Genomic DNA, 18,553 nt, shown 5'->3' on the forward strand with positions numbered 1-18,553 from the left:
CCTCGCAAGCGCATCAATCCCGCGCAGGCAAAGGGGGATGACCACAGGATTAGGTTTCATAGATTTCCGTCCGCGAGCGCCAAAACAGGGTGGAGCGTTAAGAATTGGTTAAGGATTTATTACAGTGCGTAACGATGTGTTTTTTTATACGTCATCATAATAATAACTTATTGTTTTTCAAATAATTCATCCACGTTAAATGCTTAATAAACAATGCCTGTTTTGGGCGCTGTTATCACCTTTTTATGTCGATAGTTAAGGTCTGCGTCTGAATTTTTTAGACGAATTAACTGTTTTAATTACAACCAGGTGAAAAATATGACTATAACACAGCGGCTTTTACTGACCTTTTCTCTTCTCTGCATGGCGCTGATAACCATGGTTATCGTGGCGGTTTCTGTGGCGGACGGTTTTCAATACCGTTTCCAGTATGTGCAGGAAAATACCCTTCCTTCTATTACTGATATCGCCAAAATGGTTGACGGCAGCAACGCCATTATCATCGCGCTCTACCATCATCAGAGCATGACCGATCCCGCTAAGCAGATGCAGATTGAGAAAGAAATCAACGGTGTCTTAAATCATATTTCGCTGCTCAACCAGAATTACCTTAAGAACGATATTTCCAGTGAGGAAGATCGACAGATGACCGAAAAGGCATTTGTCACCATTAAAAAAATTGAGGCGGATCTGCCTGCTTTTCTCACCGCCTCACGCGCACAGAACGATGCGGTTTCTTTGTCGATGCTGCAGGGTAATAGCGGTATCGGTGCGGTAACCCGACAGCTGATTAACGATTATCAGAAACAGCTGCAACTCAATGTGGATATTGGTAATCAACTCCGTAAAGAAAATGACAGCACCTATCGTCATACTTTACTCATTCTGATTGCCGGCTCAGCTTCAGCCATACTGCTTTTGGGCTTTTTTACGCTTAAAACCATTTTTGCTATTCGTCGTCAGCTCAACGCGATGCGCCACACAATGGAAGCCGCGAGCGAAAATCTGGATCTGACATTACGTGCAGATGACGCTCGCAGAGATGAAATCGGCCTGACGGCAAAGGCATTTAACCATTTGGTGGAAAACGTTGCCCTGTCCCTCAGCGCAGTAGAAAGCGCGGCGCAGTCGGTCAGCACGGCTTCCGCACAAATTTCTGCGGGCAACGAAGATCTCTCCTCCCGTACGGAAGAGCAGGCTGCCTCCCTGGAACAGACGGCTGCCAGCATGTCTGAGTTGAGTGAAACAGTGCGTCAGACGGCAGAAAATACACGACTTGCCAGCCAGCTTGCCCAAAACGCGCGTGATATCTCTGAAGACAGTGCGTCACGCGTGAAGGCGATGCTGATGACCATGGGCGATATCCGGACGAGCTCGACAAAAATTACCGATATTATCGCGTTGATTGAAGGTATTGCATTCCAGACCAATATCTTGGCGCTTAACGCGGCGGTTGAAGCGGCGCGGGCAGGCGAACAGGGGCGTGGTTTTGCCGTGGTGGCAGGGGAAGTGCGCAATCTGGCTCAGCGATCGTCTTCTTCTGCCAGGGAGATCAAAGCGCTTATTGAAGCTTCTATGCTCCATGTGGAAGCCGGCTCGAATCAGGCAGAAGGCGTGGGTAACAATATTACGCGCATGACAGACGCGGTCCGTCAGGTGACCGATTTAGTCGATGAGATTTCGGTTGCTGCAAACGAACAGTCTCAAGGGATTAATCAGGTGCACCTGGCCGTAAACCAGATGGATGATGTGACGCAGCAAAATGCCTCTCTGGTTGAAGAAGCGTCTTCTGCATCCCGTTCATTAATGGATCAGGCCTCAACCCTCAACCAGCTGGTTGCTACCTTCACGCTCGCCAAAACGCAGCGCCAGGCACCGATCCAAAGCAGCAGGGTCGGACGTGCAGACCGCGTGCCACTTCCTGCCCGCAACGCGATGGCAGCGGCGGGTGACGCTGACTGGCAGCGTTTTTAATCGGGAACCTATTACATGGCAGCGCCCGGCTACTGAGCTGACCGGGCGCGATGTTAACGGATAAAGACGAGGGGGATTATTTCCAGAAATCGTCGAAAACGGTCACAGGCGGACGACGCTTGTGCTCGGTTTTCAGGTACCAGCCTTCAATGATCTTCGCGCTTTCCGGCGCAATGGTTTTGCCTTCCAGATAGTCATCGATCATGTCGTATGTCACACCCAGCGCGACTTCATCCTGCAGGCCAGGACGATCGTCTTCAAGGTCGGCGGTGGGTTTTTTCAGATAGAGATGCTCGGGACAGCCCAGGGTTTTCAGCAACTGTTTTCCCTGACGTTTATTCAGGCGGAAGATTGGGTTGATGTCACTCCCGCCGTCGCCATATTTGGTGAAGAAACCGGTAACGGCTTCTGCGCCGTGGTCGGTACCGACCACCACACCTTTGGTCATGCCGGCAATGCTGTACTGCGCTTTCATACGTTCGCGGGCTTTTTCATTACCGCGGATAAAATCGGACAGGACGATGCCCGCGTCTTTCAGCGCCCGCTCGCTGGCCAGCACCGCTTCTTTAATGTTGACCACCAGCGAGCGATCCGGCTGGATAAAGGCCAGTGCATCCTGACAGTCCTGCTCATCGGCCTGCACGCCATAAGGCAGGCGCACCGCGATAAAGGTATAGTCTTTATCGCCCGTTTCTTGCCGAAGTTCCGTTATTGCCATTTGGGCCAGTTTGCCGGTCAGGGTTGAATCCTGTCCGCCGCTGATACCGAGTACCAACGACTTAACACCGCTGTGACGGGTTAAGTACGCTTTTAGGAAATCAACGCTAGTGCGGATTTCCTGTTGTGGATCGATAGTCGGCTTAACGCCGAGTGCGGTAATGATTTCCTGCTGCAGTGACATCAACATCTCCTCAAGTCTGTCGCTCGTTGGCACAATACAACGCCTGTTTTAACGCTAACGCGCATCCCTGTAAACAACAAGCCAAAGCGACAGCTGTTTTTATCAGGGCAGGCGGAATCACAGGGTTTTTGCACCGGATGCCGGTTTTTTCGCCAAAGCCATAAACGTCAGTATAGCCAGCATGTAGCAGCCAAAAACGGTCAGCGTCATACTGATTACTGATGTTCCTCCGATGCCCGTCACCGGTACGGCAATGGCCCCCAGGGTAAACATCGTCACGCCAATCACGGCTGAAGCGCTACCGGCGCGCTGCCCTTGGCTTTGCATCGCCAGTGAGGCCGCCGTCGTGGAAATCACGCCGTTACTGGCAACGGTAAAGAACAGGGCCAGCAGTAACAGCGGCAGGGGAGCATGACTTATTCCCGCGATCAGCAACAGGCTGGATGCCACGCCTGCCAACGTCAGCCCGCCTTTTAGCACCCGAAACTCCCCCCACAGTGGACAGAGCCGGGCGCTGGTCTGAGAGGCGATGATTAGCCCGAAACCGTTTGCGGCAAAGCAAAGGCTGAACGCCTGCGGTGACAGGCCATAACGTTCCTGCAGAACAAACGGCGAGGCGCCAATATAGGCAAACATGCCCGACATCATCAGCCCCTGCGTCAGACAAAATCCCATAAAAGGGCGATGGGTAATAACCTGGCCCAGCGCCGCATAGGCAGAAAAGACCGATCCCTGACTGCGTCGCCCGGCGGGCAGACTTTCATGCAGCTTCCCGCGCGCCAGCAGGATAAGTAAAACCGCGATACAGCCCAGCACCACAAAGATACCGCGCCAGTTCAGAAAGGTCATGAGTGCGCCGCCCAGTACAGGCGCAGCGACAGGTGCCAGGCCGTTTACCAGCATTAACAGGGCAAAAAAGCGGGTAAGTTCATGACCACTGTACATGTCACGAGCAACTGCCCGTGAGAGCACCGCACCGCCTGCGCCTGCCAGTCCCTGAAACAGGCGAGCCAGTAGCAACTGGTTAATGTCCTGCGCCAGCGCGCAGCCCACCGAGGCAATAAACAGCAGCACCAGGGACAACGTCAGTGGGCGCAGGCGGCCAAATTTATCGCTCATCGGCCCGAAAAACAGCTGCCCGGCTCCCAGACCGAGCAGCCCGGCCGTCAGGCTGAGCTGTGCCGTTGAGGTCGATGTCTGAAGATCCGTTGCCAACTGGGGCAGCGCGGGCAGGTACAGGTCAATGCACAACGGCCCCAGCGCGGCAAGCAATCCCAGTGTAATGGCATAAACCAGGCGGTTTGGTGATGAAAGCTTCATGTATCCTCTGTAGGTAAAATGTGACATTGTCACTTTTAAGGGTTGTTACCAGGGCAGGCCCGGCAAGCGTGCTGTCTCACTTATTGGCGGCTGCGCAAAGGTCATCTCGGGGCATGTTATCAAAGCATCCTGAGCGAGTTGAGTTTAAGTCTGTCATTAACTTGAAAAAAACCGTTTTATGTTCCAGGCTTTTCAGCACATGGACAAAAAACGAGGAACAACAAGATGAATAAAGTGATGGGATGTATCGCTGCGGCGCTGACGCTGGCTGCGCTCTCTGGTTGTACGACTTACGATCGTGCCGAAAGCTACGTGACTAAGCCGGTGGTTAAGGACGTCAAAAAAGGCATGACCCGCGAGCAGGTACGCCAGATTGCTGGCCCAGCTTCCACTGAAATCACCATGGTGCATGCACGTGGTACCTGCCAGACCTACGTTATCGGCGAGCGTGACGGTAAAGCCCAAACCTATTTCGTCAGCTACAACGATGTAGGCCGCGTGATGAACTACGGCTTCCAGAGCTGTGCTGAATACGACACAGACCCGCAGGTTAAGCAGTAATTAGCCGCTTTAAATAAGAAACGGCTCGCCATTGGGTGAGCCGTTTTTTTTATAGCTACAATCCTGCCGGTCGGGGCACTTCAATGTAGCTGCCGTTAATTTCCCGCTGATAGTAGTGCCCGTCCTGCACATAAAAGCGCCTGCCGTTAAAATCCAGCACTCTCATGCCCGTTTCGTAGGTTTGCACAGGCGGCTCAACCACCACGTACTCTTCTCCGTGACGCTGATAATAACTGCCGTTAAGCAGGTAATACGTTAATCCGCCAATCAATACCGCCGTTGCGGCCAGCGGCAGAACATGGAAGTGATCGGGGCCGTGCCAGCGCGGTGCCGGACCATGCCAGCCTGGGCCGGGTCGCCAGTGTGGACCCGGGCCCCAGTCGCCGGGACGAGCAAACGCGTGAGTGGGCGCGACAATTGCTAGCGCCAGTAATGAGGCGATAACCGTTTTCATGAGCATTCTCCTGCAGTTATTACCTGCAGAATTCTCTTTTTGCTGCGTAAAGACAAGGGGAAATGCTGTGCATTATTGCCCGTTTACCACGCTTAACGTTTTCTTAACGGGAACAGGATGATGATGAAGAAATAAGGAGAAGATAAGACAAAAACAGAGAGAAAGACCTGGCGGTGGACGCCAGGTCTGGCGTGATTAGCTGTGCTCTAATTCACTGTGTTCGCTGCGCTCTAAAACGCGTTTATCGGTCAGGCCCAGCCAGCGACTGGTAAGCGATCCTGCGGTCATTGAGCCATTAACGTTTAACGCGGTTCGTCCCATGTCAATCAGAGGCTCAATGGAAATCAGCAGCGCGACCAGCGTGACCGGCAGCCCCATCGCAGGCAGGACGATCAGCGCGGCAAAGGTCGCTCCGCCGCCGACACCGGCTACGCCTGCTGAACTCAATGTCACAATGCCGACCAGCGTGGCAATCCACAGCGGATCAAAAGGATTGATGCCGACCGTTGGGGCGACCATCACTGCCAGCATCGTCGGATAAAGACCGGCACAGCCGTTCTGTCCAATGGTGGCACCAAATGAGGCCGAGAAGCTGGCAATCGATTCAGGTACGCCAAGGCGGCGGGTTTGCGCCTCCACGTTCAGTGGAATGCTGGCGGCGCTGGAGCGGCTGGTAAAGGCAAAGGTCAATACCGGCCACACTTTGCGGAAGAAGCGCATAGGATTGATGCCGTTGACCGACAGGAGCAGCGCATGAACCACAAACATAAGGGTCAGGCCCAAATAGGATGCCACAACAAAGCTGCCCAGCTTGATGATGTCCTGCACGTTGGAGCCGGCAACGACTTTGGTCATCAGCGCCAGCACACCATAAGGTGTCAGCTTCATAATCAGGCGAACCAGCTTCATCACCCACGACTGCAGCGTATCAATGGCGGTCAGTACCCGCTGGCCTTTGACCTCATCATCCTTGTGCAGCTGCAGGGCAGCCACACCCAGGAACGCGGCGAAGATGACCACGCTGATGATGGACGTCGGGCTGGCACCGGTTAAGTCGGCAAACGGGTTTTTAGGAATGAATGACAGGATTAACTGAGGTACTGTCAAATCAGCGACTTTACCAACGTAGTTGCTCTGAATCGCGCTCAGGCGAGCCGTTTCCTGGGCGCCCTGTACCAGACCGGTCGCGTTAAGGTGAAACAGGCCGGTGACAAAAACGCCGATCAGGGCAGAAATTGCTGTTGTAAACAGCAGTACGCCGATGGTCAGAAAACTGATTTTTCCCAGTGAGGAGGCATTGTGCAGGCGGGCCACGGCGCTGAGAATTGACACGAACACCAGCGGCATCACAATCATCTGTAACAGCTGAACATAACCGTTACCCACGATGTTAAACCAGCCGATAGAGGCTTTAACGATATCGCTGTTGCCGCCATAAATCAGCTGGAGCGCGAGGCCAAACACCACACCCAGCACCAGGCCAGTCAGAACCTTTTTCGACAGGCTCCAGTTTGCCCGGCCAAGGCGCGACAGCAAAAGCAGTAGCAGCACAAATGCCACGACGTTAAGCGTAAGAGGAATATCCATAGCAACTCCGATGTAATGCAGCATTCCCTGGTCAGGAGAGCAGCAGAGGTTTGATCGTAAAGATACGTATCCAGAAATGGTAACAGTTAGAAATCGCGCAATCTTATATCCAAATGGAATAGCTTATAACCTTACCCTTTTTGCCGGGCAATTAACGCTCAGATTGCGCAGAAATGAGACGGCTAACGCCATTTTGTAAGGTGTCGAATACCTGGGCGGGCCAGCCATTTTCACCAAATGAAGGCATCCCTACCGGGAACCACAGAGCGTAACCGATCAGGCATAAACAGAGCGCTCGCTCCAGTTGATTGCCTTTCTGGCTGTTCAGTACCGGCAGGCGAAAACGCCAGCGGCAGGGCCAGAGTAGTGGAACGCCAGCGGGAGTAAGCATATCCGCCACAATATGGCTCAGATAACCGAGCGTCATGCCCTGCAATACATCGGCCGGGAGGGGCCAGCTTTTCGGTACGTTAATCTGAAACAGCCACAGGCTGGCCGCCACCGCAAGCAGGCTGTGGGTAAATCCCCGATGACCAAAGGCCCGCGCAATAGGGTGGGACAGCCAGCGAAGCCGCTGTCCTAACAGAGATTTGGGATGATCGATATCGGGAAGCAGGCAGGTCAGTAACGTGGCCGGGATCAAATGCCACCAGTCTGCGTGCGCCATCACCGGCGTGAGTTCGGCCCGTTTGGCAAAAATAGCGCTGGCAACCGCAAAAAAGATATGGCCCTCGGCCGTCATGATAAAACCTGGCTGCAAAAACTGTCGATGCATCCAGTATAGGGATTTATCCAGTAAATGAGAACCTGTGACGCTGTAACGAAGCGTTAATTTTTTAAGCCTGTGCAACAGGTTACAACACAGGCACGATTACCCCAGTAAATGGGCGGGCATCAGCTGTGTCAGATTGCTGAGTTTAACATCGGCCAGTGCCCAACGAGCATCTTCCTGATGGACGGCAGCCGGCACGACGATGGCGCGCATCCGTGCCGCTTTGCTCGCAACCATTCCGTTAACGGAGTCTTCCAGCGCGACGCAGTTTAACGGATCGATGCCCAGCGCCTCCGCCGCATTAAGGTACACCTGAGGGTGCGGCTTGCTGTAAGGCAGGTTCTCCGCCGAAGACAGCACGTCAAACCAGGGCCGCAGGTTGAACATCTCCAGCACGGCTTCCAGCATAAACAGCGGCGAGGCCGAGACCAGGCCGGTTTTTAGCCCCTGCTGCTTACATAACCTCAGGGCCGATTCAACACCGGGCAGCAGAGGACGTTCTGTCGCAATCAGTTCCATCACGCGGGTAATAATGCGCTGGGTAATCTCCTGCTGCGACGGACCGGTCCAGGGCAGCGTTTCATACCACATGCGCACGGTTTGATCGATGCGTAGCCCAAGCGTATCGGGCAGCGTATGACGGCGCGTTAAATCAACGTCCAGGGTGGAAAAGATATCCATTTCGGCCCGATCCCAGAGCGGTTCCGAATCAATCAGTAATCCATCCATATCAAATAAAGCCGCGTAAACCGGGCGGTGGTAAGACATAAGGCGCTCCCCTGTAAATAATCCCGCTACCTTACCACGAACGCAGGCGGGGGTTAACGAGAGCCTTGCCGGGCGCAGCCTGCTCTTTTTTTTGGGAAAATTCCCTGAGGGCAGGTTAGACTGAAGGCTAACAGGATTTTGGGTTCAGGAGATATCATGACCTATCAACAGGCTGGCCGTATTGCCATCCTTAAACGCGTTGTCGGCTGGATAGTTTTTTTACTGGCGTTGCTCTCCACGATCATCTCACTGCTGAGTTTTCTCTTTAAACAAAGTGAAAAGAAACCCGGCATTGATGCCGTGATGCTCGATTTTATTCATGTCATGGTCGATATGATTCGTTTTAACACGCCGTTTCTGAACATTTTCTGGCACAACTCGCCCGTGCCGGAGTTTAACGGCCAGATGAACCTGGGGTTCTGGCTAATCTATATTCTGATCTTCATCGGGCTGGCCCTGGAAGCGTCAGGTGCGCGTATGGGGAGGCAGGTTCGCCATGTCCGCGAAGGCATTGAAGACCAGATGATCCTCGAACAGGCGAAAGGCAGCGAAGGGCGCACGCGTCAGCAGGTGGAAGAGAAGGTGCGCATTCCTCGTCACACCATTTTTCTGCAGATTTTCCCGCTCTATATTTTGCCCATCGTGATTGTTATCGCCGGATATTTTCTGCTTTCGTTACTCGGTTTTCTCTAACCGGTCAGGCCGGTTTAGCCTGGCCGGCCGCCAGCGCGTCGTCGTCCAGTAACTGACCTACGGCAAACTGCGCGGCCCCCAGCCAGTTGCCGCCGAACACGTTGGCCCGGTTTAGCAGATAATAAAGCTGATAAACCGGCTGGCGCTGTGAGAAGCCATCCGGCAGCGGCCAGACCTGATTATAGCCGTCGAAGATTTCTCTGGGCAGATCGTTAAACCAGCTCAGCATCGCCAGATCACATTCTCTGTCGCCCCAGTAACAGGCCGGATCAAAAATCCATGGCCCGTTCTGGCTGGCTGCGCAGTTGGCGGGCCACAGATCGCCATGCAGCAGGGAAGGTTGCGGGTGATGGGAGGCCAGGGTGCGCTGCACACAGTCGACAATCAGCTCGGCATTGCCGTAGAGAATGCCTTTCTCGGCGGCAATTTGCAGCTGCCAGCCGATACGCTGCTCTGCAAAAAAGACTGACCAGCGCCGTAGCCAACTGTTTGGCTGAGGTGTGGTGGTGAGGTTGTTATCGAAATCAAGACCAAACTGCGGTTGTTCGCTCCACTGATGCAGATGTGCCAGCTGCTGGCCCAGCTGCAGTGCGCTGTGCGCATCGAGAGGCTGAGGCTTGATGTATTCCAGCAGCAGAAAGCTGTAGTCGCGATCGCTGCCCACCCCGTAAACCTCGGGGACCCGGACGGTCTGCGTACGGCGCAGCAGGGCGAGTTGATCGGCTTCCCAACTGAACAGCGAAACCTTATCGCGGCTGTTGCATTTGACAAAGACATCCTGCTCACCATAGCGAATCAGCCAGGCGGGATGCACATCGCCACCGGGGAGCTCGTGGCGTTGGGTAATATCGGCGTCACCAAATTGCTCGCTTAACAGACGACTAATGGCTGACCACATCGGGTTATCCTCTTTATTCGCTGCCTGAATTCGATTGTAACGCGTTAGCACTGCGCAAAGTCTGCGCCTGCGCACAGACTACTCTGTTGAACGTGCTGCGTCGCGCAGAAAATCGTCAAGCGTGGTGAGCGTCACGTCGGGCGTTTGTCCCAGCGCGCTTTCGCCCGCGGCAATGACCTGCTGTTTCAAACCCTCCTGCGTAAGCGTAGTCACAATGCCAAAACTGTTGGTGCCAAGCTCATGCGGGTTTCCCTTGTCATCCATCAGCGTGGTAGAAAAGCCGCCGGAGGTCATCGCTCCGGTTAACGTCAGCACGTCACTGAGACCGGTTTCCCGGTAATGAAACGTGACGACATAGCGGTGTAAATTCCCGTTGCTCATTCTGCACCTCGGTATGCTCAAATAATACACAGCGTAGTACAGGGTGAAAAAACAGGCGAATAATGAAGGAGATGAGGCGTAAAATCAGATCAATCTGTGTGCAAATTTCGCTGATATTCCAGGCAAAATCCTGTGTAAATCTTGTAAATGAAAAGATGCCATTTGCCAAAAATGGCTCTATAATGCGCGCCGAAATCAGGTTAACGCCTAGTGAATACGCGGCGTTACGCTAAAGTATGCCGTTCTGAGCGAATTCATGTTTTTTTACAAAAGTTACCGTAAATTGCATTGATCGCATTGGGAAACCCTTCAGAATCTTCGTTTTTAAAACTGCTGCACGGATCACATTTAATGAAAGCCTTTAACAAGCTGTCTGCTGTTCTTTTGCTCTCTGCCGGAGCGTTTTGTCACCAGGCGCTGGCCGATAATGCTGTCTTTACCGCAATGGATGACCCTTCAACGGCGAAAAAGCCTTTTGAAGGTTCTGCTTCTGCGGGTTACCTGGCACAAACCGGTAACACCACCAGTTCATCATTGACCGCGCAAACCAATATGACCTGGTACACAGAATCAATGGCCTACAGCTTGTGGGGTAACGCCGCAAACACCTCTGCCAACGATGAGCGTTCTTCGGAAACCTACAACCTGGGTGCCCGTTCGCGTTACAACATGAGCGCCTACGACTACCTGTTTGGTCAGGCAAGTTGGTTGAGCGATCGTTATAACGGCTATGATTCTCGTGATGTGCTGACCGCCGGTTATGGTCGCCAGATTCTGAACGGCCCGGTGCATTCACTGCGTGCTGAATTCGGTCCGGGTGTGCGTTACGACGATTACCGCGACGGCGATCATAAAACGCAGGGACTGGCTTACGGCGCTGTGAGCTATCAGTGGCAACTTACCGACACCACTAAGTTCATTCAGGGTGTTTCCGTGCTGAGCTCGCTGGGAGAAGACACCACGGTGAACTCAGAAACGGGTTTACAGGTTGCTATTAACGATCACTTTGCCCTCAAGCTGGCCTACAACGTGACCTGGAACAACAACCCACCGGCTTCTGCACCAGACCGTACCGATACCCGAACTTCCGTCATGCTGACCTACGCGATGTAACAGGCGTCAGGATGTCTGAAAAAGCGCGGTCTGGCACAGTGCCTGGCCGCTTTTTTTTGATCTCTCTGAGGCTTAGCGACAAACGCATGGGTTTTGCTCGCGCCTGAAAACTGCTATTATCCGTCCCGCATTACACTCCTGGCGACATTCCGACAATGTGGGTCTGACATAACGCCAGGTCAATAACACTACTCAATTTTGTATGTAAGCTTTCGTGTGGCTTACCACTGCAACTAAGGACATTCTATGCCTGTAATTACGCTTCCTGATGGCAGTCAGCGCTCATACGACCGCCCTGTCAGCGTCATGGATATCGCGCTTGATATTGGTCCCGGTCTGGCAAAAGCCTGCATCGCCGGACGAGTTAACGGTGAACTGGTTGATGCGGTCGATCCCATCACCGACGACGCGTCTGTTGCCATTATCACTGCCAAAGACGAAGCGGGTCTGGAGATCATCCGCCACTCCTGCGCGCATCTGTTAGGCCATGCGATTAAGCAGCTGTGGCCAGATACCAAAATGGCGATCGGTCCGGTGATCGACAACGGCTTCTATTATGATGTCGATATCGATCGTACCCTGACCCAGGAAGACATTGAGCTGCTGGAAAAACGCATGCATCAGTTGGCCGAGACCAACTACGATGTTGTGAAGAAAAAAGTCAGCTGGCAGGAAGCGCGCGATGTCTTCGCGGCGCGAGGTGAAGTTTACAAGACCACCATCCTGGATGAGAACATCAGTCATGACGATCGCCCCGGGCTGTATCATCATGAAGAATATGTCGATATGTGCCGCGGTCCGCACGTACCGAACATGCGTTTCTGTCACCATTTTAAACTGCAGAAAATCTCCGGCGCATACTGGCGCGGCGACAGCGACAACAAAATGCTGCAGCGCATTTACGGTACAGCATGGGCAGATAAGAAACAGCTGGCGGCTTATTTACAGCGTCTGGAAGAGGCGGCGAAGCGCGACCACCGTAAAATTGGTAAGCAACTCGACCTCTATCATATGCAGGAAGAAGCGCCGGGCATGGTTTTCTGGCATAATGACGGCTGGACAATTTTCCGTGAGCTGGAAGTGTTCGTCCGCAGTAAGCTAAAAGAGTACCAGTATCAGGAAGTTAAAGGCCCGTTCATGATGGATCGGGTGCTGTGGGAAAAGACCGGCCACTGGGAAAACTATAAGGATGCGATGTTCACGACCTCTTCTGAGAACCGTGAGTACTGCATCAAACCGATGAACTGCCCAGGGCACGTCCAAATTTTTAACCAGGGGCTGAAATCGTATCGCGATTTGCCGCTGCGTATGGCTGAGTTCGGTAGCTGCCACCGTAATGAACCTTCAGGTGCTTTGCATGGCCTGATGCGTGTGCGGGGCTTTACCCAGGATGATGCGCATATTTTTTGTACGGAAGATCAGCTGCGTACCGAAGTGAACAGCTGTATCCGCATGGTTTATGACATGTACAGCACCTTTGGCTTTGAAAAGATTGTGGTGAAACTGTCCACCCGTCCTGAAAAGCGTATTGGTTCTGACGAAACCTGGGATCGTGCAGAAGAAGATCTGGCTGCGGCGCTCAATGAAAACAACATTGAGTTTGAGTACCAGCCGGGTGAGGGCGCGTTCTACGGCCCTAAAATTGAATTTACACTATACGATTGCCTTGACCGCGCCTGGCAGTGTGGAACGGTTCAGCTAGACTTTTCCCTGCCTAAGCGTCTGGATGCCACCTATGTGGGTGAAAACAACGATCGTCAGACGCCGGTAATGATTCACCGTGCGATTCTGGGTTCGATGGAGCGCTTCATCGGTATTTTGACCGAGGAGTTCGCCGGTTTCTTCCCAAGCTGGCTGGCGCCGATGCAGGCTGTGGTAATGAATATTACCGACGGTCAGGCAGAATATGTTGAGACTTTGACACGTAAATTGCAGAATGCTGGCATTCGTGTGAAAGCGGACTTGAGAAACGAGAAGATAGGCTTTAAAATCCGCGAGCACACATTACGTCGCGTCCCTTATATGTTGGTCTGTGGTGATAAAGAGGTGGAAGCTGGCAAAGTGGCCGTTCGCACCCGCCGTGGTAAAGACCTTGGGTCGATGGACGTCGATGTGTTTGTTGAGAAGCTGCAGCAAGAGATTCGCAGCCGCAATCTTCACCAATTGGAGGAATAAAGTATTAAAGGCGGAAAACGAGTACAACCTACGCGTCCGAATCGCATCAACAGTGAAATTCGCGCAACAGAAGTGCGCTTAACAGGCGTTGAAGGCGAGCAACTTGGTATTGTAAGTCTACGCGAAGCTCTGGAAAAAGCTGAGGAAGCGGGTGTAGATTTAGTTGAAATCAGCCCGAACGCCGAACCGCCGGTTTGCCGCATCATGGACTACGGCAAGTTCCTCTATGAAAAAAGTAAATCTTCTAAGGAACAGAAGAAGAAACAAAAAGTTATTCAGGTTAAGGAAATCAAATTCCGTCCTGGAACCGATGATGGCGACTATCAGGTCAAACTACGCAACCTGATTCGCTTTCTGGAAGAAGGCGATAAAGCCAAAATCACGCTGCGTTTCCGCGGTCGTGAGATGGCGCACCAGCAGATCGGTATGGAAGTGCTTAACCGCGTCCGTAAAGACCTGTGTGAAGATCTGGATTTGGCCATTGTCGAATCCTTCCCTTCGAAGATCGAAGGCCGCCAGATGATCATGGTGCTCGCTCCTAAGAAGAAACAGTAGGCATTCAAGTAGCAATGACCGCGCAGCGCTTGCGTTGTGCGGTTTGTTGTTCGCCTGTCTGGGTCATGTTATCAACAATGCGAAGTGGATATTTTTTAAAATGCCAAAGATTAAAACTGTACGTGGCGCGGCTAAGCGCTTCAAGAAGACCGCTTCTGGCGGCTTCAAGCGTAAACACGCAAACCTGCGTCATATTCTGACTAAGAAATCTACTAAGCGTAAACGTCACCTGCGTCCGAAAGGCATGGTGTCTAAAGGCGATCTGGGTCTGGTTATTGCCTGCCTGCCGTACGCATAAGTAAATTTTTTTAATTAATTCAGAATATTAAACAGGAGAGCTAAATGGCTCGTGTAAAACGTGGTGTAGTTGCTCGCGCACGTCACAAAAAAATCTTAAAACAAGCTAAAGGTTACTACGGTGCACGTTCACGTGTTTACCGCGTTGCCTTCCAGGCTGTTATCAAAGCTGGTCAGTATGCTTACCGCGACCGTCGTCAACGTAAGCGTCAGTTCCGTCAGCTGTGGATCGCGCGTATCAACGCAGCAGCGCGTCAGAACGGTATGTCTTACAGCCGTTTCATCAATGGTCTGAAAAAAGCAGCCATTGAAATTGACCGTAAAATCCTGGCCGACATCGCCGTATTCGACGAAGTGGCATTCACTGCACTGGTAGAAAAAGCGAAATCAGCGCTGGCGTAAGTCAGTTGAAAAAGGGAGCTTGCTCCCTTTTTTATTACCTGTAACCTGAGCAAAAGATTGACTTTTTCGCCGATGCGCATTTCAATAGTGCCGTTGGAAATCATGACAAGGTAACGCAAGCATGAATGCTGCTATTTTCCGTTTCTTTTTTTACTTTAGCGCCTGACAATCAGGGGCTTTTGCGCATAAGAAAAGAAACGAAAAATCGCGCTGAAAGCCTCCCACGTGGAGGCTTTTTTTGTTTTTGGCGCTGGCATATTGGACCGGCAGGTCCCAACAAGTACTAACCAGCCTGACTGGAAAAAGAGGAAAACATGTCCCAACTAGCAGAACTGGTGGCGAACGCCACGGCGGCCATCGACGGGGCGACCGATATCGCCGCCCTTGACGCGGTGCGCGTCGAATATCTGGGGAAGAAAGGGCATCTGACATTACAGATGACCACATTGCGTGAATTGCCAGCGGAAGCGCGTCCTGCGGCCGGTGCGGTGATTAACGAGGCTAAACAGCAGGTAACGGATCGTCTGAACGCGCGTAAAGAGGAGATGGAGTCTGCGGTCCTTAATGCCCGTCTGGCGGCAGAAACCATCGACGTTTCCCTGCCGGGACGCCGTATCGAAAACGGCGGCCTGCATCCGGTGACCCGCACCATCGATCGTATTGAAACGTTCTTTGGCGAGCTGGGCTTTGCGGTAGTGACCGGTCCGGAAATTGAAGACGATTATCATAACTTCGATGCGCTCAATATTCCGGGCCATCACCCGGCGCGTGCCGATCATGATACTTTCTGGTTTGATGCCACGCGCCTGCTGCGCACGCAAACCTCAGGCGTGCAAATTCGCACCATGAAGAACCAGCAGCCGCCTCTGCGCATTATTGCGCCGGGCCGCGTGTACCGTAACGATTACGATCAGACGCACACGCCGATGTTCCACCAGATGGAAGGGCTGATCGTCGATAAGAATATCAACTTCACCAACCTGAAAGGCACGCTGCACGATTTCCTGAACAACTTCTTTGAGGAAGATTTGCAGATCCGCTTCCGTCCTTCCTATTTCCCGTTTACCGAGCCGTCCGCTGAAGTGGATGTGATGGGTAAAAACGGCAAGTGGCTGGAAGTGCTGGGCTGCGGCATGGTGCACCCCAATGTTCTGCGCAATGTCGGTATCGATCCGGAAGTCTATTCAGGCTTCGCCTTTGGCATGGGCATGGAGCGCCTGACCATGCTGCGCTACGGCGTGACCGATTTACGCGCATTCTTCGAAAATGATTTACGTTTCCTCAAACAATTTAAGTAAGGGCAGGTTATCCAATGAAATTCAGTGAACTCTGGTTACGCGAATGGGTAAATCCAGCCCTTGACAGTGCGGCCTTATCTGAGCAAATCACCATGGCCGGCCTGGAAGTGGACGGCGTTGAGCCCGTTGCGGGCGCGTTTCACGGCGTCGTGGTCGGTGAGGTAGTGGAATGCGGTCAGCACCCTAATGCCGACAAACTGCGTGTGACCAAAATCAATACCGGCGGCGATCGGCTGCTGGACATCGTCTGCGGCGCACCAAACTGCCGTCAGGGCCTGAAAGTCGCAGTCGCCACCGTGGGTGCCGTGCTGCCGGGCGATTTTAAAATTAAAGCGGCTAAGCTGCGCGGCGAACCGTCCGAAGGCATGCTGTGCTCGTTCTCTGAGCTGGGGATTTCCGACGACCACAGCGGCATTATCGAACTGCCCGCCGATGCGCCGATTGGCACGGATATCCGTGACTACCTGCAGCTGGACGACAACACCATTGAAATCAGCGTCACGCCTAACCGCGCAGACTGCCTGGGCATTATCGGGATTGCCCGCGATGTGGCGGTGCTGAACAGCCTGCCGCTTAACGCGCCGGTCATTGAGCCGGTTGCGGCGACGATTGCTGATACGTTACCGATTAATGTCGAAGCCACCGCTGCCTGCCCACGCTATCTGGGCCGTGTCGTGAAAGGCATCAACGTCAGCGCAGCAACGCCGCTGTGGATGAAAGAGAAGCTGCGTCGCTGTGGTATTCGCTCTATCGATCCGGTCGTTGATATCACCAACTACGTGTTGCTCGAACTGGGCCAGCCAATGCACGCGTTCGATCTGGACCGCATTGACGGCGGTATCGTCGTGCGGATGGCGAAAGATGGTGAGGCGCTCACGCTACTGGATGGCACAGAGGTGAAGCTCAGCAGCGATACGCTGGTGATTGCCGATCATCAGAAAGCCCTGGCGATGGGCGGCATTTTTGGTGGTGAACATTCCGGTGTAAACGGCGAAACGCAAAATATTTTGCTGGAGTGTGCCTGGTTCGAACCGCTGGCGATTGCGGGCCGCGCACGCCGTCATGGTTTGCACACCGATGCATCACATCGCTACGAGCGCGGTGTGGATTCTGCACTGCAACACAAGGCGATGGAACGCGCGACTCAGCTGCTGCTGAGCATCTGCGGCGGTGAAGCGGGCCCGGTTATCGATCAGACGTCGGCGGACGCCTTGCCGCAACCGGCCACGATCACGCTGCGTCGTGAAAAGCTGGATCGGCTGATTGGTCATGTTGTCAGCGATGAGCAGGTCACGGATATTCTGACGCGCCTGGGTTGTCAGGTCAGCGTAACCCCTGGGGAATGGCAGGCAGTCGCCCCCGCCTGGCGCTTCGATATGGCTATCGAAGAGGATCTGGTAGAAGAGATTGCCCGCATTTATGGTTACAACAATATCCCGGATGTGCCAGTTCAGGCCGGTCTGGTCATGACAAAGCACCGTGAAGCTAACCTGTCGCTGAAGCGTGCAAAAATGCTGTTAGTGGATAAAGGCTACCAGGAAGCCATCACCTACAGCTTCGTGGACCCGAAAGTACAGCAGTTGCTGCATCCGGGTGAAGAGGCGCTGCTGCTGCCCAGCCCGATCTCCAGCGACATGTCCACCATGCGTTTGTCACTGTGGACTGGCTTACTCAGCGCGGTGGTCTATAACCAGAACCGTCAGCAGAGCCGCGTGCGTCTGTTTGAGAGCGGTCTGCGATTTGTTCCTGATACTCAGGCGGATCTCGGTATTCGTCAGGATCTGATGCTGGCAGGCGTGCTGAGTGGCAACCGCTATGAAGAACACTGGGATCTGGCGCGTCAGACCGTTGACTTCTATGATTTGAAAGGTGATTTAGAGTCGTTGCTGGATTTAACCGGCAAGTTGAATGCGATTAGCTTTCGTGCAGAGGCGAATCCAGCGCTCCATCCTGGACAAAGTGCGGCAATTTATTTACAGGATGAGCGAATCGGATTTATCGGAGTGGTTCATCCCGAGCTTGAACGTAAGCTGGATCTCAACGGTCGTACCTTAGTCTTTGAACTGCTTTGGAATAAGGTCGCAGACCGCGTCCTGCCTGATGCGCAAGAGGTTTCACGCTTCCCGGCAAACCGCCGTGATATCGCCGTTGTTGTGGCCGAAAATGTGCCGGCAGCAGATATCATCGCAGAGTGTAAGAAAGTTGGCGTAAATCAGGTAGTTGGCGTAAACTTGTTTGACGTGTACCGAGGTAAGGGTGTTTCCGAGGGCTATAAGAGCCTCGCAATCAGCCTGATTTTGCAGGATACCAGCCGGACACTCGAAGAAGAGGAGATTGCCGCGACGGTTGCCAAATGCGTTGCGGCATTAAAAGAGCGATTCCAGGCAACCTTGAGGGATTGAAC

19 protein-coding genes and 1 other annotated feature are annotated in these 18,553 nt (G+C 53.1%); of the genes, 11 read left to right on the forward strand and 8 right to left on the reverse strand.

The genetic code is table 11. The annotated features are described in order from the left end of the window. Window positions 1-318: 318 nt before the first annotated feature. On the forward strand, window positions 319-1,974 hold the full coding sequence (locus ACPXSQ_RS04970; RefSeq protein ID WP_015700432.1) for a methyl-accepting chemotaxis protein: 1,656 nt from the start codon (window positions 319-321) through the stop codon (window positions 1,972-1,974). Between the two features lie 76 nt (window positions 1,975-2,050). On the opposite strand, the gene nadE is transcribed toward ACPXSQ_RS04970, so the two are convergent. Together nadE and ACPXSQ_RS04980 are read right to left on the reverse strand one after the other, a co-directional pair. Continuing rightward, window positions 2,051-2,875: an ammonia-dependent NAD(+) synthetase gene (nadE, locus tag ACPXSQ_RS04975; RefSeq protein WP_015700431.1), complete on the reverse strand. Its 825-nt coding sequence runs from the start codon at window positions 2,873-2,875 to the stop codon at window positions 2,051-2,053. A 117-nt stretch (window positions 2,876-2,992) separates the two neighbouring features. Then, the gene (locus ACPXSQ_RS04980; RefSeq protein ID WP_015700430.1) at window positions 2,993-4,195 is read right to left on the reverse strand and encodes a multidrug effflux MFS transporter; all 1,203 of its coding nucleotides are present in this window, start codon (window positions 4,193-4,195) and stop codon (window positions 2,993-2,995) included. A 225-nt stretch (window positions 4,196-4,420) separates the two neighbouring features. Here ACPXSQ_RS04980 and osmE point away from each other — a divergent pair, with 225 nt between their 5' ends. Continuing rightward, entirely contained in the window at window positions 4,421-4,756 is a 336-nt protein-coding gene (osmE, locus tag ACPXSQ_RS04985) for an osmotically-inducible lipoprotein OsmE (protein WP_013025567.1), read from the forward strand. Between the two features lie 55 nt (window positions 4,757-4,811). Here the strand turns inward: osmE and ACPXSQ_RS04990 are convergent, their stop codons facing one another. The 4 genes from ACPXSQ_RS04990 to hxpB form a co-directional block, all read right to left on the reverse strand. Next, window positions 4,812-5,210, reverse strand: a complete 399-nt coding sequence (locus tag ACPXSQ_RS04990; protein WP_014605970.1) for a DUF6515 family protein — start codon at window positions 5,208-5,210, stop codon at window positions 4,812-4,814. A 195-nt stretch (window positions 5,211-5,405) separates the two neighbouring features. After that, window positions 5,406-6,797: an L-cystine transporter gene (locus ACPXSQ_RS04995; protein WP_014605969.1), complete on the reverse strand. Its 1,392-nt coding sequence runs from the start codon at window positions 6,795-6,797 to the stop codon at window positions 5,406-5,408. 151 nt (window positions 6,798-6,948) lie between these two features. After that, a complete protein-coding gene (locus ACPXSQ_RS05000) occupies window positions 6,949-7,539 on the reverse strand; it encodes a metal-dependent hydrolase (RefSeq protein WP_015700429.1) in 591 nt (196 codons plus the stop codon). Between the two features lie 129 nt (window positions 7,540-7,668). Continuing rightward, window positions 7,669-8,337 carry a hexitol phosphatase HxpB gene (hxpB, locus tag ACPXSQ_RS05005; protein WP_022622480.1) on the reverse strand — a complete coding sequence of 223 codons (669 nt, stop codon included), beginning with the start codon at window positions 8,335-8,337 and terminating at the stop codon, window positions 7,669-7,671. Between the two features lie 156 nt (window positions 8,338-8,493). Here hxpB and ACPXSQ_RS05010 point away from each other — a divergent pair, with 156 nt between their 5' ends. Then, window positions 8,494-9,030, forward strand: coding sequence for a YniB family protein (locus tag ACPXSQ_RS05010; protein ID WP_426143019.1), 537 nt, complete (start codon window positions 8,494-8,496; stop codon window positions 9,028-9,030). 4 nt (window positions 9,031-9,034) lie between these two features. On the opposite strand, the gene ACPXSQ_RS05015 is transcribed toward ACPXSQ_RS05010, so the two are convergent. Together ACPXSQ_RS05015 and ghoS are read right to left on the reverse strand one after the other, a co-directional pair. Continuing rightward, on the reverse strand, window positions 9,035-9,928 hold the full coding sequence (locus ACPXSQ_RS05015; RefSeq protein WP_015700426.1) for a fructosamine kinase family protein: 894 nt from the start codon (window positions 9,926-9,928) through the stop codon (window positions 9,035-9,037). A gap of 78 nt (window positions 9,929-10,006) precedes the next feature. Next, window positions 10,007-10,309 (reverse strand): type V toxin-antitoxin system endoribonuclease antitoxin GhoS, encoded by a 303-nt coding sequence (gene ghoS, locus ACPXSQ_RS05020; protein ID WP_015700425.1) that lies wholly within the window; start codon window positions 10,307-10,309, stop codon window positions 10,007-10,009. Window positions 10,310-10,660: 351 nt separating this feature from the next. Between ghoS and ACPXSQ_RS05025 the strand changes: the two genes are divergently transcribed. The 8 genes from ACPXSQ_RS05025 to pheT all read left to right on the forward strand — a co-directional run bounded on the left by ACPXSQ_RS05025 (window position 10,661) and on the right by pheT (window position 18,551). Then, entirely contained in the window at window positions 10,661-11,422 is a 762-nt protein-coding gene (locus ACPXSQ_RS05025) for a DUF481 domain-containing protein (protein ID WP_014605966.1), read from the forward strand. A 246-nt stretch (window positions 11,423-11,668) separates the two neighbouring features. Beyond that, window positions 11,669-13,597 carry a threonine--tRNA ligase gene (thrS, locus tag ACPXSQ_RS05030; RefSeq protein WP_014593593.1) on the forward strand — a complete coding sequence of 643 codons (1,929 nt, stop codon included), beginning with the start codon at window positions 11,669-11,671 and terminating at the stop codon, window positions 13,595-13,597. Between the two features lie 3 nt (window positions 13,598-13,600). Continuing rightward, window positions 13,601-14,152, forward strand: coding sequence for a translation initiation factor IF-3 (gene infC / locus ACPXSQ_RS05035; protein ID WP_026020952.1), 552 nt, complete (start codon window positions 13,601-13,603; stop codon window positions 14,150-14,152). Between the two features lie 100 nt (window positions 14,153-14,252). Continuing rightward, window positions 14,253-14,450 (forward strand): 50S ribosomal protein L35, encoded by a 198-nt coding sequence (gene rpmI / locus ACPXSQ_RS05040; protein WP_004157374.1) that lies wholly within the window; start codon window positions 14,253-14,255, stop codon window positions 14,448-14,450. 44 nt (window positions 14,451-14,494) lie between these two features. After that, on the forward strand, window positions 14,495-14,851 hold the full coding sequence (gene rplT, locus ACPXSQ_RS05045) for a 50S ribosomal protein L20 (RefSeq protein ID WP_426143026.1): 357 nt from the start codon (window positions 14,495-14,497) through the stop codon (window positions 14,849-14,851). 116 nt (window positions 14,852-14,967) lie between these two features. Continuing rightward, window positions 14,968-15,093 (forward strand) — a sequence feature (Phe leader region). Further along, a complete protein-coding gene (pheM, locus tag ACPXSQ_RS05050) occupies window positions 14,973-15,017 on the forward strand; it encodes a pheST operon leader peptide PheM (RefSeq protein WP_106120997.1) in 45 nt (14 codons plus the stop codon). It overlaps the preceding feature by 45 nt. Before the next feature lie 72 nt (window positions 15,094-15,165). Further along, entirely contained in the window at window positions 15,166-16,149 is a 984-nt protein-coding gene (pheS, locus tag ACPXSQ_RS05055; RefSeq protein WP_013025578.1) for a phenylalanine--tRNA ligase subunit alpha, read from the forward strand. Window positions 16,150-16,163: 14 nt separating this feature from the next. After that, entirely contained in the window at window positions 16,164-18,551 is a 2,388-nt protein-coding gene (pheT, locus tag ACPXSQ_RS05060; protein WP_014593594.1) for a phenylalanine--tRNA ligase subunit beta, read from the forward strand. Window positions 18,552-18,553: the final 2 nt, after the last annotated feature.

Origin of the sequence: Pantoea sp. EEL5, assembly GCF_049892805.1 — a bacterium.
GTDB classification, from domain to species: domain Bacteria; phylum Pseudomonadota; class Gammaproteobacteria; order Enterobacterales; family Enterobacteriaceae; genus Pantoea; species Pantoea ananatis.

Excerpts from the sequence above, each read along its gene's own strand:
- ACPXSQ_RS04970 (WP_015700432.1), top strand. The coding sequence starts at position 319 with ATGACTATAACACAGCGGCTTTTACTGACCTTTTCTCTTCTCTGCATG.
- nadE (WP_015700431.1), bottom strand. The coding sequence starts at position 2,875 with ATGTCACTGCAGCAGGAAATCATTACCGCACTCGGCGTTAAGCCGACT.
- ACPXSQ_RS04980 (WP_015700430.1), bottom strand. The coding sequence starts at position 4,195 with ATGAAGCTTTCATCACCAAACCGCCTGGTTTATGCCATTACACTGGGA.
- osmE (WP_013025567.1), top strand. The coding sequence starts at position 4,421 with ATGAATAAAGTGATGGGATGTATCGCTGCGGCGCTGACGCTGGCTGCG.
- ACPXSQ_RS04990 (WP_014605970.1), bottom strand. The coding sequence starts at position 5,210 with ATGAAAACGGTTATCGCCTCATTACTGGCGCTAGCAATTGTCGCGCCC.
- ACPXSQ_RS04995 (WP_014605969.1), bottom strand. The coding sequence starts at position 6,797 with ATGGATATTCCTCTTACGCTTAACGTCGTGGCATTTGTGCTGCTACTG.
- ACPXSQ_RS05000 (WP_015700429.1), bottom strand. The coding sequence starts at position 7,539 with ATGACGGCCGAGGGCCATATCTTTTTTGCGGTTGCCAGCGCTATTTTT.
- hxpB (WP_022622480.1), bottom strand. The coding sequence starts at position 8,337 with ATGTCTTACCACCGCCCGGTTTACGCGGCTTTATTTGATATGGATGGA.
- ACPXSQ_RS05010 (WP_426143019.1), top strand. The coding sequence starts at position 8,494 with ATGACCTATCAACAGGCTGGCCGTATTGCCATCCTTAAACGCGTTGTC.
- ACPXSQ_RS05015 (WP_015700426.1), bottom strand. The coding sequence starts at position 9,928 with ATGTGGTCAGCCATTAGTCGTCTGTTAAGCGAGCAATTTGGTGACGCC.
- ghoS (WP_015700425.1), bottom strand. The coding sequence starts at position 10,309 with ATGAGCAACGGGAATTTACACCGCTATGTCGTCACGTTTCATTACCGG.
- ACPXSQ_RS05025 (WP_014605966.1), top strand. The coding sequence starts at position 10,661 with ATGAAAGCCTTTAACAAGCTGTCTGCTGTTCTTTTGCTCTCTGCCGGA.
- thrS (WP_014593593.1), top strand. The coding sequence starts at position 11,669 with ATGCCTGTAATTACGCTTCCTGATGGCAGTCAGCGCTCATACGACCGC.
- rpmI (WP_004157374.1), top strand. The coding sequence starts at position 14,253 with ATGCCAAAGATTAAAACTGTACGTGGCGCGGCTAAGCGCTTCAAGAAG.
- rplT (WP_426143026.1), top strand. The coding sequence starts at position 14,495 with ATGGCTCGTGTAAAACGTGGTGTAGTTGCTCGCGCACGTCACAAAAAA.
- pheS (WP_013025578.1), top strand. The coding sequence starts at position 15,166 with ATGTCCCAACTAGCAGAACTGGTGGCGAACGCCACGGCGGCCATCGAC.
- pheT (WP_014593594.1), top strand. The coding sequence starts at position 16,164 with ATGAAATTCAGTGAACTCTGGTTACGCGAATGGGTAAATCCAGCCCTT.